Annotated in this window: 8 protein-coding genes and 1 riboswitch; of the genes, 2 read left to right on the top strand and 6 right to left on the bottom strand. The window is 71.6% G+C overall.

Annotated features, from left to right (window positions below; genetic code table 11):
• Positions 1-423: 423 nt before the first annotated feature.
• The 4 genes from IPJ59_RS35605 to thiC form a co-directional block, all read right to left on the bottom strand.
• Positions 424-1,608 carry a glycine-rich protein gene (locus IPJ59_RS35605; protein WP_293275652.1) on the bottom strand — a complete coding sequence of 395 codons (1,185 nt, stop codon included), beginning with the start codon at positions 1,606-1,608 and terminating at the stop codon, positions 424-426.
• Between the two features lie 535 nt (positions 1,609-2,143).
• Positions 2,144-3,310 (bottom strand): hypothetical protein, encoded by a 1,167-nt coding sequence (locus IPJ59_RS35610; protein ID WP_293275653.1) that lies wholly within the window; start codon positions 3,308-3,310, stop codon positions 2,144-2,146.
• Positions 3,311-3,650: 340 nt separating this feature from the next.
• On the bottom strand, positions 3,651-6,032 hold the full coding sequence (locus tag IPJ59_RS35615; RefSeq protein ID WP_293275654.1) for a sulfatase-like hydrolase/transferase: 2,382 nt from the start codon (positions 6,030-6,032) through the stop codon (positions 3,651-3,653).
• A 71-nt stretch (positions 6,033-6,103) separates the two neighbouring features.
• The gene (thiC, locus tag IPJ59_RS35620; RefSeq protein ID WP_293275655.1) at positions 6,104-7,873 is read right to left on the bottom strand and encodes a phosphomethylpyrimidine synthase ThiC; all 1,770 of its coding nucleotides are present in this window, start codon (positions 7,871-7,873) and stop codon (positions 6,104-6,106) included.
• A riboswitch (TPP riboswitch) is annotated at positions 7,862-7,958 on the bottom strand. It overlaps the preceding gene by 12 nt.
• Before the next feature lie 377 nt (positions 7,959-8,335).
• Here thiC and IPJ59_RS35625 point away from each other — a divergent pair.
• Positions 8,336-9,889, top strand: coding sequence for a DUF4215 domain-containing protein (locus IPJ59_RS35625; protein WP_293260177.1), 1,554 nt, complete (start codon positions 8,336-8,338; stop codon positions 9,887-9,889).
• A 105-nt stretch (positions 9,890-9,994) separates the two neighbouring features.
• On the opposite strand, the gene IPJ59_RS35630 is transcribed toward IPJ59_RS35625, so the two are convergent.
• Together IPJ59_RS35630 and IPJ59_RS35635 are read right to left on the bottom strand one after the other, a co-directional pair.
• The gene (locus IPJ59_RS35630; RefSeq protein WP_293275656.1) at positions 9,995-11,269 is read right to left on the bottom strand and encodes a sigma 54-interacting transcriptional regulator; all 1,275 of its coding nucleotides are present in this window, start codon (positions 11,267-11,269) and stop codon (positions 9,995-9,997) included.
• Between the two features lie 140 nt (positions 11,270-11,409).
• On the bottom strand, positions 11,410-11,640 hold the full coding sequence (locus tag IPJ59_RS35635; RefSeq protein ID WP_293275657.1) for a hypothetical protein: 231 nt from the start codon (positions 11,638-11,640) through the stop codon (positions 11,410-11,412).
• 67 nt (positions 11,641-11,707) lie between these two features.
• Here IPJ59_RS35635 and IPJ59_RS35640 point away from each other — a divergent pair, with 67 nt between their 5' ends.
• Positions 11,708-12,370 (top strand): hypothetical protein, encoded by a 663-nt coding sequence (locus IPJ59_RS35640; RefSeq protein ID WP_293275658.1) that lies wholly within the window; start codon positions 11,708-11,710, stop codon positions 12,368-12,370.
• The last annotated feature ends 125 nt before the right edge of the window (positions 12,371-12,495 follow it).

Genomic DNA, 12,495 nt, shown 5'->3' on the forward strand with positions numbered 1-12,495 from the left:
ATGCTCGCGCGACGTCTCGCTCCCGGCAGGCGGGGCGCCGACGATGCTCCCCGGCCCAGTGCTGCATGAGCCCGACGCGGTGGCCGGTCGTGCCAGCGAGGTTATTGCGCTCCGCGAATCATCGCTCAGGTCATACAGCTCGGTCAGGTGATATGGCAGGGTGGCACGATACTTTGCGCGGCGGCCGAGTCGGCGCTCGGGCTCGCCGCCGCGGACGGCCAGCTGACGCAGTTCGCGGTCGCTGTCCTTGAGCTCGTCGTGGTAGTGCGGGCGCTGGTGTTGTAGCTGCCGCCGTCGCGGTGGCCGAGGTCGTCGCTGGAATCCTGTGCACAGACCGGCGCGCAGCGGCTCCACGCAGATGCGCCTGCTCGCGGTAGGCGCGTAACGACGAGGCGACGAGCGATCGGGTCGCGCGGGCGTGATTCAGTAATAGACGACAACGCGGCCGGAACCGTCGTACTCAGGGTCGTAGTCAATATCGACCGTGTTGGCGGTGAGACTCCCGGCGCCGGCGACGACACAGCCGTCCTCCGGGTTGACGTGGCTGCTGCCGCCGCCGCCGCCGCCGCCGCCGAGCATGATGCCAAAGCCATTGTCACAGCGGGGGGAGCCGGCGCCCCCCCCGAACCACCCGCCACCGCCACCACCGCCGCCCAGACCCTGGCCGGATGGGGAACCACCCTGGAATTGCAAACCGCCGCCGCCATGTGGGTCGCCCGGGCAACCGCAGGTGCTCCTTCCACCGTCCCCGCCGCAGTTCGGCGTCGCGCCGAAGCCCCGAGTCCCGTATCCCTCGTCGGTCGGATAATCGGCGCCGTCCTCGCCGATCGCCCCGCCGCCGGCACCGCCCTGGCAGCCCATCCCCGAACAAAGACTGTCCCCGCCCCCCCCGGCCGCCGTGACGAGCTCGATAGGGCCGCGCCGCAGCGCCGAGCGGCCGCCACCGCTCCCGCCGGCGTAGCCTTTGGCCTCGCCGCCCCCGCCGCCCCCGCCATAACGTGGAATGCCGCCCACCTGGCCGGCCTGGCCGACGATCACCGTCAGCCGCTCTCCAGGGATCACATCGAGCTTGGCGAGGGCGAAGCCGCCGCCGCCGCCGGAACGGCCGCCGTGGGCCCCCCAGAGCTTCACCCAGATCGACTGGACCCCGTTGGGGACGATCAAGACCTGGTCGTATCCCGTGACTTTGGCGGTCGCCTTGGTGAGGCCGGTGAGGTCCGGCTTGAGCTGGTCGGCGGTGCAGATCGGCGGCGGTGTGCTCGGGTCGGCGGCGCAGGTGCCGAGGCTCGGCGGCTGGACGTCGACGTGCCCGTCGCAGTCGTTGTCGATCCCGTCGTTGCAGATATCGTCGTCGGCCGGCAGGACGAACCCTGCGCACGCGCTCCACATGGCGACGCCGTCCGCGACCTCGCAGGTCTGGGTGCCGGAGACGCAGGTCCCGACGTCCGCGGTGCCCTCGGGCCCGGGGTAGCACGCGACGACCTCGCCTTGCTGGCACATCGGCTCTTCGGTCGTGGTCGTGGTCGCGGTCGCGGTCGACGCGAGCATGTCGTCGCTACAGGCGCCCGTCACCATCACTGCCAGCGTCAGCGCCGACCACAAGCTCACGGGTTGAAGCGCATGCATCTCGAGCTCCTTTGAACGGCCTCGGCGAGCCTATCATCTTCTTCGTGGCCTTGAGGACCGGTCCATGGATACGGGCACGCGGTCACGAAGCGCGCTTCGGCGCCGCGCTCCTCGAAAGCTCCAGACACGTCGCTGCTCAATCGCTGGAGTCCTGTGCAGATGCCGGCGTGCACGGGGGCGCCGGGCTGACGAGTCTTCGCCCGAGAGGGTTGTTCGCGTAGAGCTTGCCCGCCTATCCATGCTCGCGCGACGTCTCGCTCCCGGAGACGAGCGGGGCGCCGACGATGCTCCCCGGCCCAGTGCTGCATGAGCCCGACGCGGTGGCCGGTCGTGCCAGCGAGGTTATTGCGCTCCGCGAATCGTCGCTCAGGTCATACAGATCGGTCAGGTTATGGCAGGGTGGCACGATAGTTCTCGCGGCGGCCGAGTCGGCGCGCAGTGGCTCCACGCATATGCGCCTGCTCGCGGCAGGCGCGTAGCGACGACGCGACGAGCGATCGGGTCGCGCGGGCGCAACTCAGTAATAGACGACAATGAGGCCGAAACCGCTGTACTCAGGGTTGACTTCGTAGTCAATATCGACGGTGTTGGCCGTGAATCGCCCAGCGCCGGCGACGACACAGCCGTCCTCCGGGTTGACGTGGCTGCTGCCGCCGCCGCCGCCGCCGCCGCCGCCGCCACAGTCGGGGGAGCCGGCGCCACCGCCGAACCACCCGCCGCCGCCGCCGCCGCCACCGCCCCACTGACCTTCGCCGAATGGGGAACCACCCTGGAATTGTAAACCGCCGCCGCCATGTGGGTCGCCCGAGGTGCAGCCACAGGTGCTCCTCCCACCGTCCCCGCCGCAGTTCGGCGTCGCGCCGAAGCCCCGGGTCCCGTATCCCTCGTCGATCGGATAATCAGTGCCGTCCTCGCCGATCGCCCCGCCGCCGGCACCGCCCTGGCAGACGCCCGTCGGACAAAGACCGCCCCCCCCCCTCCTCCGGCCGCCGTGACGAGCTCGATAGGGCCGCGCCGCAGCGCCGAGCGGCCGCCGCCGCCGCCGCCGCCGGCCGCCGCCGCCGCCGCCGCCATAACTTGGCTCGCCGCCGAGCTGGCCAAACGCGCCGACGATCACCGTCAGCCGGTCTCCAGCGATCACGTCGAGCTCGGCGAGGGCGAAGCCGCCGCCGCCGTTCTCGCTGCCTACTCCGAAGCCGCCGCCTCCCCAGAGCTTCACCCAGATCGACTGGACCCCGTCGGGGACGATGAAGACCTGGTCGTCTCCGGTGAACTTGAAGGTCGCCTTGGTGAGGCCGGTGAGGTCGGGCTTGAGCTGGTCGGCGGTGCAGATCGGCGGCGGTGTGCTCGGGTCGGCGGCGCAGATGCCGAGGCTCGGCGGCTGGACGTCGACGTGCCCGTCGCAGTCGTTGTCGATCCCGTCGTTGCAGATATCGTCGCCGGCTGGCAGGACGAACCCTGCGCACGCGCCCCACATGGCGATGCCGTCCGTGACCTCGCAGGTCTGGGTGCCGGATACACAGCTCCCGACGTCCGCGCTGCCCTCGGGCCCGGGGTAGCACGCGACGACCTCGCCTTGCTGGCACATCGGCTCTTCGGTCGTGGTGTCGTCGCCACAGGCGCTCGTCACCATCACTGCCAGCGTCAGCGCCGACCACAAGCTCACGGGTTGAAGGGCATGCATCTCGAGCTCCTTTGAACGGCCTCGGCGAGCCTATCATCTTCTTCGTGGCGTCGAGGACCGGTCCATGGATACGGTGACGCGGTCACGAAGCGCGCTTCGGCGCCGCGCTCCTCGAAAGCTCCAGACCGACGTTGCTGCTCAATCGCTGGAGTCCTGTGCACATGCCGGCGTGCACGGGGCGTCGGGCTTACGAGTCTTCGCCCGAGAACGTTGTTCGCGTGGAGCTTGCCCGCCTATCCATGCTCGCGCGACGTCTCGCTCCCATAGACGAGCGGGGCGCCGACGATGCTCGTCCGGGGAGCAAGGCCGGAGGACGTGGGAAGCAGCGGGAGACCCTGCCTCAGGGCTCGTCATCCACAACAGCGCTGCGCTCGCGGAGCCTTCGCCCGCGGCTGCTGCGGTCGAGGTTCACGGGCGGGGCGGCGTGGTAGTGCTGCATGAGCTCGCCGACGCGGTGGCCGGTCGTGCCAGCGAGGTTATGCCGCTCCGCGAAATCGTCACTCAGGTCATAAAGCTCGGTGAGGTTATCGGTCGGGCGGACGAGCAGCTTGTAGGGCCATACGATGACGCCATATTGTTCGCTCTCGTTGAGCACGAGCGGTCGGGTCAGGCTGCGTAGCCCCGGGGGCGAGCCACCCAGGAGGTCCGCCAGGAGATATGGCACGAGGCTGTGCCCGTGCACGCCGGCTGGGATCTTCGCGCCGACCAGCTGGAGGACCGTGGGCGTGATATCGAGGACGCTGACCGGGTCGTCGATCTGCCGCCCAGGCTGGCCGGGGAGGTGGATCGCCAGCGGGACGTGGATCAGCTCGTTGTAGAGCACGCGGCCGTGGTTCTCGGGCAGGCGGGGATCCTCGCCGAGGCCCTCGCCGTGGTCGCTGACGAATACCACGATCGTTCGCTCCCACAGCCCGCGGCTCTGGAGCGCGTCGATGAGGCGGCCGACCTGGGCGTCGACCAATTGCAGGGTGGCGCGGTACTTGTCGCGGCGGCCGAGGCGGCGATCGGGCTCGCCGGCGCGGACGGCCAGCTGACGCAGCTCGCGGTCGCTGTCCTTGAGCTCGTCGTGCTCGTGGACGTCGAAGTAGTGCAGCCACAGGAAGAAGGGGGCGACCGGGCGGCCGTCGGCGGCGTTGACCCGCTGCTCGAGGAAGGCCAGGCCCAGGTCGGTGGTGCGGGCGCTGGTGCTGTAGCTGCCGACGTCGCGCTGGCCGAGGTCGTTGACGAGGCGGTCGTGGCTGTCGAGGCCGCGGGTGATCAGGGTCTTGCCGACGTAGCGCAGGACCTCGCTGGGGATCACGGCGTGGCCGCTGCGACCGCTGGCGCGCAGGGCCTCGGCGAGGGTCTGGTCGACGCGGGCGAAGGGGTCGAGGCGGCCGGTGAGGATGCCGGAGAGCGAGAGGTCGGTGCCGGCCGACGGGGCGAAGGCGCGGGTGAACACGGTCGACTCGGCGAGCAGCTGGAACAGGCGCGGGTAGGCGGCCTGGTTGGCGTCGTCGGGCGCGAGCAGGTCGGCGCGCAGGGCGTCGACGGAGACGAGGAGGACGTCGAAGTCGCGGGCGCTGGCGAGGGCGGCCTGGACCGCGGGGGTCTCGCTCCACGTGGTGGTCTCGGCCTGCTGCACGAGCTCGGCGCGGGCGACGGTGTCGGCGAGGTCGTCGGCGGGGATGTAGCCGTCGCAGTCCTCGTCGATGGTGTTGCCGGGGACCTCGCGGGCGCCGGGGTGGATCTCGGGGTTCTGGTCGTCGCAGTCGGCGCCACCGACCGCGGCGGAGTGGCCGTCGTTGTCCTGGTCGATGAGGGCGCGGGCGACCATGACGAGCAGGCGGGTGTGCATGCCCTGGAGGGCGACGACCTCGCGCGAGGCGGGGGCGCGCAGGCCGAGCACGAGGCAGGCGACGAGGTTGGCGACGACGACCAGCTGGGCGGAGATCAGGAGGGCGAGGATGATCGCCCGCGACTGGGCGACGGCGAGGCGACGCTCGACGCGGGAGTCGTAGCGCCATGGGCGGGTCAGGCCGAGCCACACGCCGAGGCCGAGGCCGACCAGGGTGGCGACCATGAGGGCGGTGTGGATATCGGGGTACACGCCGCGCAGGAAGCGGCGGTTGGCCCACTCGAGGCCGAGGGCGCAGGCGAGGGTGGCGACGGCGATCAGGCGCCGGCGCAGCACGAAGGTCGGCAGCTTGCCGGGGCCGAGCGGGGTGAGGCCGGTCTCGGGGCGCGGGTACTGCAGCAGGCGGCTACCTGGCCAAAAGGTCAGGGTGAGGCCGAGCCAGCCGAGCAGCGGGACGAGCACGGGGGCCAGGCTGGCGCCCGGGAGGGTCTGGGCGAAGGCGCCGTCGAACAGGTGGCGCGCGAGCGGGATGAGCACGGGCAGGCAGGTGGCGGCCCGGATCGCGGCGGCTCGCAGCGGGCGCGGGCGCAGGCGGGCGACCAGCCACTCGCTGATCGCGATGGTGGAGCCGACGGCGGCGCCGAGGGCCGCGACCAGCGAGAGCCAGACCCACACGACCTGGGGGTCGTCGGTGCCGAGGGCGAGCAGCTCGAAGGGGGCGAGCAGGACGGCGCCCGTGAGGCCGACGAGCAGGCCGGCGATGACGCCGCGCGAGGGCTTCACGCGATCGCGGCCGCGGAGGCTGGCGCCGAGGCCGGGCTGGTCGGGCGAGGTGGCCCGGATGTCGGCGTCCTGCGGCGCGGCCGGTGCCTCGCCAGGCAGCATGGAGGCGCGTTCGGACAGGCCCGGCGGGGGTGGTGTTCCCGCGGGGGGGTTGTCCGTGTCGCGCTCCTGACTCACTCGGCGGCGCCTTCCAACGCGTCGGCGGGTGGGGCGAGCCTGTCCTTTGGGACATAGAGCTCGCCGCCGCCGGCGCGGAACTCGGCGGCCTTGGCGGCCATGCCCTGCTCGAGTGCCTCGGCGGCGGCGAGGTCGCGGACGTCCTGGGTGAGCTTCATCGAGCAGAAGTGGGGGCCGCACATCGAGCAGAAGTGGGCCTCCTTGGCGGGCTCGGCGGGGAGGGTCTCGTCGTGGAAGTCCTTGGCGGTCTCGGGGTCGAGGGAGAGGTTGAATTGGTCGTGCCAGCGGAACTCGAAGCGGGCCTTGGAGAGGGCGTTGTCGCGGTCCTGGGCGCCGGGGTGGCCCTTGGCGAGGTCGGCGGCGTGGGCGGCGATCTTGTAGGCGATGACGCCGTCCTTGACGTCCTGCTTGTCGGGGAGGCCGAGGTGCTCCTTGGGGGTGACGTAGCAGAGCATCGCGGTGCCGAAGCTGCCGATCATCGCGGCGCCGATCGCCGAGGTGATGTGGTCGTAGCCCGGGGCGATGTCGGTGGTGAGCGGGCCGAGCGTGTAGAAGGGCGCCTCGTGGCACAGGCGCAGCTGCTCGTCCATGTTCTCCTTGATCTTGTGCATCGGCACGTGGCCGGGGCCCTCGATCATCACCTGGACGTCGTGCTTCCACGCGATCGTGGTGAGCTCGCCGAGGGTGCGCAGCTCGCCGAACTGGGCCTCGTCGTTGGCGTCGGCGATGCAGCCGGGGCGCAGGCCGTCGCCGAGGGAGAAGCTGATGTCGTAGCGCTGCATCAGGGCGCAGATGCGTTCGAACTCGGTGTAGAGGAAGTTCTCCTTGTGGTGAAACAGGCACCACTTGGCCATGATGCTGCCGCCGCGCGAGACGATGCCGGTGACGCGCCGGGCAGTCAGCGGGATGTAGCGCAGGAGCACGCCGGCGTGGATCGTGAAGTAGTCGACGCCCTGCTCGGCCTGCTCCTCGAGGGTCTCGAGGAAGATGTCGATGTTCAGATCCTCGGCCTTGCCCTTGACCTTCTCCAGCGCCTGGTAGATCGGGACGGTGCCGATCGGGACCGGGCTGTTGCGGAGGATCCACTCGCGGGTGGTGTGGATCTGCTTGCCGGTGGACAGGTCCATCACGGTGTCGGCGCCCCAGCGCGTCGACCACTGCAGCTTCTCGACCTCCTCCTCGATCGAGCTGCGCACGGCGGAGTTGCCGATGTTGGCGTTGATCTTGACCAGGAAATTGCGGCCGATGATCATCGGCTCGAGCTCCGGGTGCTTGATGTTGGCCGGGATGATCGCGCGGCCGATCGCGACCTCGCTGCGCACGAACTCGGGGGCGACGTTCTCGCGGATGGCGCAGAAGCGCATCTCCTCGGTGATGACGCCGCGGCGGGCGTAGTGCATCTGGCTGAGGTTGCGGCCGGCGCCGGATCCGAGGCCAACGAGGCCAGCGAGGCGGGCGTCGATCCAGGGCTGGCGGCGGCGCGGGATGCCGCCGCGGGGGTCGTGGCCTTGCGGTCCGGTGGTGTCGTAGACGACGAGGTCCGGGTTGTCGCCGCTCTGCTGGATCTTGCGGAAGGGGACGGCGAGCTCGCCGACGCTGATCTTGCTCGAGTTGGGGAAGCTGTCGGCGAGCGGTGGGACCGCGCGCACGGGGGTGGTGTCGGGGTCGGCGAGCGGCAGGCCGGTGCGAGGGCGGGCGGAGCCTGGCTGCGAGGAGGGGGTGGCCGTCGGGGTGGCCGGCGGCGAGTCTGGGTGCTTGGGGTTCATGCGCTTTCCTCCGCCGGTACGACCCGGATCAGGTTCAAGGGGTATGTCTCAGGCCCGCGCGTGCGGGCCACCCCCAGCGTGCGGCGGACGATACGGCAAATCCGCGGCACGGGCCACGTGATCCGGCGCGGAACAGGCATCGGGAGTACACTGCCGCTCCGTCGATGAACACGCGCCAAGACCACCCTGGGGGCCCAAAGCCCCGCGTTTTGCGAGGTCGCGGAGCGTGGGTCACGTGTGAGAGATCCAGGCAGGAGAGGCGAGCTCGCGGGCTTGTCTCGGAGCGTTGCTTGCCCAAGATCTTGCGGGTTTTATTACAAAGTTTTCCGTCGGTGTAATTCTCTCCGTCCTTTGGGCGGGTTTTCGGTTCTGGCACCCCCGATCGCCGTCTCTCGCGTTCCTCGCGGACCGCGTGATCCAGCCTCGGGGCTGACGGCACTCACCGACCGCCGCGCGGCGGCCATGAAGAAGGCGACCATGCAGATGCAAGCACAACTCCGGACCCTCATGAGCGCCCTGGTGCTGGTCGTCGCCGCGTGCGGTGGCGACGACGGTCCGGGCAGCCTGAGCGACGCGAGCGAGGGCTCGACGGGGGTGACAGGGAGCACCGGCGACGTGGCGACCACGGGCGAGCCGGGGAGCTGCGGCGACGGCGTGGTCGACCCGGGCGAGGGCTGCGACGAGGGGGCGGGCAACGGGGAGACCGCGAGCTGCACGCCGCTGTGCCAGGCGGCGAGCTGCGGGGACGGCTTTGTCGGCCCGGGGGAGGCCTGCGACGACGGCGACGCGGACGACAACGACGAGTGCACGAACGAGTGCCGGGCGCCGAGCTGCGGCGACGGGGTGCTCCTGGCGGGCGCGGAGGAGTGCGACGACGGCAACCGCGACAACAGCGACATCTGCCTGTCGACTTGCGTGCTGGCGAAGTGCGGCGACGGCTACGTGCGCGAGGAGACCGAGAGCTGCGACGACGCCAACAGCGACAACAGCGACGCGTGCCTGAGCAGCTGCAAGCTGGCGAAGTGCGGCGACGGCTACGTGCGCGAGGGCGAGGAGCAGTGCGACGACAGCAACGCGGACAACAGCGACGCGTGCCTCGAGGGCTGCGTGATCGCCAGCTGCGGCGACGGCTACGTCAACGAGGGGATCGAGGCCTGCGACGACGGCAATGACATCGACGACGACGGCTGCAACAACCTGTGCGCGCAGCCGGCGACCTGCGACGACGAGCAGGAGAACGGGATGGAGTCGGACATCGACTGCGGCGGGCCGGTGTGCGCGGGCTGCGAGGACGGCGAGAAGTGCCTGGCCGGGAGCGACTGCGAGTCGACCTTCTGCGACCAGCACGTGTGCGTGACGCCGAAGCACTGCCGGGACATCCGCGACCTCGGGCTGGCCGACGCGGACGGGATGTACCTGGTCGACCCGGACGGGCCGGGGGTCGGCGACAAGCCGCTGTTCACCTACTGCGAGATGAGCTTCAACGGGGGCGGGTGGACGGCGGTGTTCAACATGCGCGAGAAGCCGGTCGGCGAGGCCTCGGCGGCGGCGATGCTGGCCGCGATCAGCAAGAACGGGCCGCACGAGGTGGTGCTGCCGGGCTCGAACAGCCCGGCGATCCTGACGGAGGGCCTCGAGCTGTCGCAGTTCACCGAGGCGCTGTTCGGCTGGGCCCCGACGCTGACCGGCGACGTGACCCGCTACGGCAAGCTGACGAAGAACGACGGCTTCGTGGGCGTGTGTTACCTCGACGGCTTCTGCGGGGCGGGCAAGGAGGTCGGCGAGTTCGACATCGTGCCGACCGGGAACACGCGGGTGCTCTTCACCGGCAAGCCGACCGATCAGCCGCACGTGGGGCTCGGCTTCGACGACCAGATCATCGTGTGGGGCTACGACCGCAACGCGCAGAACGGCAGCAATTGGGGCAACTGGGACGACGAGGGGCCGTGCTGCAAGGCCGGGAACACGCCGCAGATCACCGAGATCGGCTGGCGCTACGTGATCTATCTGCGCTGAGGAGATGGCCTCTTGGGACATGTCCGGTGGGGCGTGTCCGGTGGGCATGTCGCGGTGAGGCGCTGGGCCGGACATGTCCGGTGGGACATGTCCTTGGGGGCAGGCTCAGGGGGCGCCGTGCAGCCAGGCGGCGAGGGTGCTGCGCGGGATGGCGAGCTGGAGGGCGGCCTTGCGGATCGAGCCGGCGTCGTCGACGACGCGGTGGAGCAGGGCGCGGTGCATCTCGGCGTAGGTGCCGCGCGGGACGGCGATGGCGGGCGGGGCCTGGGCGCTGGCGGCGGGCACGAGGTCGGCGGCGGTGAGCGGGCCGTCGACGGTGGCGGCGGCGCGCAGGAGGGCGTTGTGCAGCTCGCGGATGTTGCCGGGCCAGGCGTGGGCGGTGGCGGCGGCGACGGCCGCGGGGGTGAGGCAGATCGGGCGGCCGAGCTCGCTGGCGAGGCCGGCGGCGAAGTGCTCGAGCAGGGCCGGGATGTCCGCGCTGCGGTCGCGCAGGGCAGGGAGCTCGACCTGGAGGGCGCCGAGGCGGTGGAACAGGTCGCCGCGGAAGCGCTGGGCGGCGACCAGGGCCTCGAGCGGCTGGTGGGTGGCGGCGACGACCCGGACCTCGACCGCTTGCTCGCCCTCGCCGCCGACTGGGACGACGCGGCGGGTCTCTAACACGCGCAGGAGCTTGGCCTGCAGCGGGAGCGGGAGCTCGGCGACCTCGTCGAGGAAGAGGGTGCCGCCGCTGGCGCGGGCGAAGGCGCCGTGGTGGGCGCGCACGGCCCCGGTGAAGGCGCCGCGGACGTGGCCGAACAGCTCGCTCTCACACAGGCCCTCGGGGATGGCGCCGCAGTTGAGGGCGACGAAGGGGCCGGCGGCGCGGGGGCTGTGCTGGTGGAGGGCGCGGGCGGCGAGCTCCTTGCCGGTGCCGGTCTCGCCGCGGACGAGCACGGGTTGCGGGAGCGGGGCGAGGCGGAGGAGGGCCCGCTCGAGCGCGCAGAAGGCCGGGGAGGCGCCGACCATGCCGAGCGGGCCGGGCTGCGGGCGCGGGCGCGGGTGCTGGGCGACCACGCTGGCTCGCCAGCCGCCGAGCTGGACGTGGGCGCCGGGGCCGAGGTAGGCCCGGGCGACGCGGACGCCGTCGACGTAGGTGCCGTTGGTGGAGCCCTCGTCCTCGATCACGTGGCGGTCGCCGTCGGCGAAGATGCGGGCGTGGCGGGCGGAGGCGTAGCGGTCGGCGAGCTGGAGGTCGGCGAGCGGGCCGCTGCCGAGCAGCAGCGGGCGGCCGGGCTCGAGCGCGACGCGGCCGGCGGCGTGGACGAGGGCGAGGCGGCCGGGCGAGGCGGGGCCGGCGAGCTGGATGGTGGGGTCGCGGTCGATGCGGGGAGGCGAGGGCACGCGCGGTGGTCGTGCGTGCGCGCGCGACCGTTGCAGCTGCAGCGAAAAAACTCGCGGGTGAGTTCGGCGGTCGCGGCAGCAGCAGCGAGAGGGCTCGCGGGTGGGGTCGGCGGTCGTTGCAGCTGCAGCGAAGCGCGGGGTCAGGGGTCGGCGGGGCGGCGCCGCCGGGGCCGTAGCGCGAGGATCGCGGCGTCGGCGGCGGCGGGGGTCCTGCACCACACGGCGTGGTGGCCGGGGCCCTTCGACTCGAGGCCTGCCTCGCAGCCGATCACGGCGTCGCGGGCCCAGAACTCGTGGAGGTGGCGCAGGAAGTGTTGCGCGGTGCCCTCGGCGTGGGGGCCGAAGAAGTCCCAGGCGTAGATCGTGGTCATCGCGGCGCGATGGTCGGCGCGATCCGGCGCTTTGACAAGCTTCGCGGCGGGCTCCTATGCTGCGCGTATGGCATTGATTCGGCGGGTGGATGGGGTTGGCGGGGTGATCGCCGCGGTGTGGGTGGGGCTTTGCGTGGGCTGTGGTGACAGCGGCGGGGGCAGTGCGTCGCAGTCCGCCAGCGAGAGCCAGAGCGGCAGCGACGGGAGCACCGGGACGGGGACCGCCACGGCGCCGACCGGGTCGGACTCGATGAGCGCGAGCACCACCGGAGCCGAGGGCTCGATGAGCGAGAGCCTGAGCGGGACGACCGCGGCGGACGGCAGCATGAGCGAGAGCCTGAGCGGGACCAACGGCTCGGGGGTGGAGTCGGAGAGCGTTTCGGGGAGCACCAGCGGGACCACGGGGATGGTCAGCGGCGGCGGCGAGACGACCGGAACCACGGGCGAGCCGCCGGTGATCTGCGGCGACATCGAGAACGAGGCGGATTGCGTGCAGGCCGGGTGTCTGGCGTTCATCGGTCGCCTGTTCGTGACCAACGACGCGGATCTCTGCCTCGACCCGCCGAGCTTCCTGGGCTGCGGCGATCCGGCGCCGTGCGCGGCGGTCGAGACCTACGCGTGCAAGGGCATGAACAAGTATCAGCTGCCGAGCGCGTGCATCCCGGTCGGGTACATGAACTGCGCCAAGCCGCCGGACGCGGGCGGCGACGGCTGGCCTGACTGCAACTGATGCGGCGGCGTCCGGCTGTCCGCGTGGCGGCCTGGGCCAGCGGATGCGGCGGCGTGGCTGTCCGCGTCACGGGGAGGCGACAGGATGGTCACGGGAGGGCGGCCTCGGGTGTGTCACGGGGGGGT

It is taken from the genome of Nannocystis sp. (assembly GCF_016714285.1).
Lineage (GTDB): Bacteria > Myxococcota_A > Polyangia > Nannocystales > Nannocystaceae > Nannocystis.

Excerpts from the sequence above, each read along its gene's own strand:
- IPJ59_RS35610 (WP_293275653.1), bottom strand. The coding sequence starts at position 3,310 with ATGCATGCCCTTCAACCCGTGAGCTTGTGGTCGGCGCTGACGCTGGCA.
- IPJ59_RS35615 (WP_293275654.1), bottom strand. The coding sequence starts at position 6,032 with ATGCTGCCTGGCGAGGCACCGGCCGCGCCGCAGGACGCCGACATCCGG.
- thiC (WP_293275655.1), bottom strand. The coding sequence starts at position 7,873 with ATGAACCCCAAGCACCCAGACTCGCCGCCGGCCACCCCGACGGCCACC.
- IPJ59_RS35625 (WP_293260177.1), top strand. The coding sequence starts at position 8,336 with ATGAAGAAGGCGACCATGCAGATGCAAGCACAACTCCGGACCCTCATG.
- IPJ59_RS35635 (WP_293275657.1), bottom strand. The coding sequence starts at position 11,640 with ATGACCACGATCTACGCCTGGGACTTCTTCGGCCCCCACGCCGAGGGC.
- IPJ59_RS35640 (WP_293275658.1), top strand. The coding sequence starts at position 11,708 with ATGGCATTGATTCGGCGGGTGGATGGGGTTGGCGGGGTGATCGCCGCG.